1 protein-coding gene is annotated in these 1,670 nt (G+C 73.9%); it reads right to left on the bottom strand.

The window, feature by feature from the left end; genetic code table 11:
• A partial coding sequence (locus ACFZBX_RS36940) for a polyketide synthase dehydratase domain-containing protein (RefSeq protein ID WP_391538202.1) occupies positions 1-1,670 on the bottom strand: 1,670 nt, incomplete at both ends.

Below are 1,670 nucleotides of genomic sequence, written 5' to 3'. Positions count from 1 at the left end.
TGGCGGATGCCGTGGTGGTGGACGAGGTGGCGGGCGATGAGGGAGCCGAGCATGCCGGTCGCGCCGGTGATCAACGCGGTCCCCGAACGGTCCAGTGGTTCCTCGAATCCGTCGATCCGGTCGGCGAGCACCTCGGCGGGCTTCATCGCCACCAGCCGGGGCACCAGCGCCCCGCCGGACCGGAACGCGATCCTGGGCTCGCCCGAGCTCAGGGCCGCGCCGAGGACCGCCGGAGCCGTCGGCCGGCCGTCGGTGTCCAGCAGGATGATCCGGCCGGGGTTCTCGCTCTGCGCCGAGCTGACCAGGCCCCAGAGCGCGGCCTGCACCAGGTCCGGCGCGTCCGTCGACCGCTCCGCGACCACGGCGTTCCCGGTCAGCACCACGAGCCGGGTGCCGGCCGACCGTTCGTCCCGCAGCCATGACTGGATGAGGTGGAGGGTGTGCTCGGTGGCCGCGTGCACCCGGGCGACCACGTCGTCCTCGCCGGCATCGGCGTCGGCGCCGGTGGCGAGCGGCAGCAGTACGGCGTCGGGGAGCGGGGAGCCCGCCTCGACGGCCCGGGTGAGGGCGGACAGGTCCTCGAACACCTCGGCGTCCTGGCCGGCCGGGCCGAGCAGTGCCTCGGTTCGTGGGCCCCGTGGACCGAGCAGGCCCCAGCGTCCGGTCGGCTCCGCGTCGCCGTGAGGGGCGAGGGCCGTCCAGGACAGCCGGTGCAGACCGTCCCGGAGGATGTCCCGGTCCGCTCCGTCGAGGTCCTCCGGCGAGAGCTCACGCGTCGTCAGCGAGTCGATCGAGGCGACGGGCCGTCCCGCCGCGTCGGCGAAGAACAGCGCGTACGCGTCCGGCCCGGTGGGGGTCATCCTGACCCGGAGGAACGAAGCGCCGTCGGCGTGCAGTGACACGCCGCTCCAGCTGAACGGCAGTCGCCCGGACGTGGACGCCGTGCCGGACGTGGTGAACGCGGCCGTGTGGAGGGCCGCGTCGGCGAGCGCGGGGTGGAGGCCGAAGCGGTGGGCCGCGCCCTGTTCCTCCTCGGGCAGCCTGATCTCGGCGTAGACGTCGTCGCCGAGCCGCCAGACGGACTGCACGCCCTGGAACGCGGGGCCGTAGGTGAATCCGGCGTCGGCGAGGTTGTCGTAGAGGTCGTGGACGGCGAGCGGCTCGGCGCCGGCCGGGGGCCACTGCTCCAGATCGGACCCGGCCGGCCGCCGTTCCGCCGTGAGCACGCCGCTGGCGTGCCGGGTCCACGCCGGGGCGTCCGTCGTTTCGTCCTCCTCGCGGGAGTGGACGGTGAACCGCCGACGTCCCCGGGCATCGGGGGCGGCCACCGCGAGCTGGACCTGGACTCCGCCCTGGGCGGGCAGGAGCAGCGGCAGTTCGAGGACGAGTTCCTCGACATGCTCGGAACCGAGGGTCCTGCCTGCGTGGAGGCCGAGTTCGAGGAAGGCGGTGCCGGGGAGGAGGACGGTGCCGTTGACGGCGTGGTCGGCGAGCCAGGGGTGCGTGTGCAGCGCGATGCGGCTGGTGAAGAGCCAGCTGTCGGAGTCCGCGAGGGTGAGGGAGGCGCCCAGGAGCGGGTGGTCGAGGGTGGTGGCGCCGGGGGTGGTGGGGTTGGTTTTGGGTGTGTGGTGGAGCCAGTAGTGGTGGTGTTGGAAGGGGTAGGTGGGGAG

The sequence above is a fragment of the Kitasatospora sp. NPDC008115 genome, assembly GCF_042957205.1.
Classification (GTDB): Bacteria; Actinomycetota; Actinomycetes; order Streptomycetales; family Streptomycetaceae; genus Kitasatospora.
This window is presented reverse-complemented; position numbering and strand designations above follow the sequence as displayed.